The 247-nt window shown below is 37.7% G+C and carries 1 protein-coding gene; it reads right to left on the minus strand.

Annotated features, from left to right (window positions below):
• A partial coding sequence (locus tag ACWA1B_RS23300) for a glycosyl hydrolase family 18 protein (protein ID WP_456911055.1) occupies positions 1-247 on the minus strand: 247 nt, incomplete at both ends.

A 247-nucleotide genomic window follows, 5' to 3' on the forward strand; every position in this document is an offset into this window, starting at 1 on the left:
GGCAATCCCATGATTAATTTGTTCGCAGGAAAACCAATTACGTTCAAGTATTGATTGGTTAACTCGTCTAATGATTCCGATTGTGTTGCACCGTACAATGGATCATTTGTATTTCCGCTTGCATATAATGGAGCATTGTAGCACGTTTTATCGTACCAGTTTCCTCCAAAATCATATCCGAAATAAGTAATATAATCGCAGTAAGTCGAAATATCTTCGCTCATGCCATATTGTGCTCTGTTGTTTG

It is taken from the genome of Flavobacterium xizangense (genome assembly GCF_054075145.1).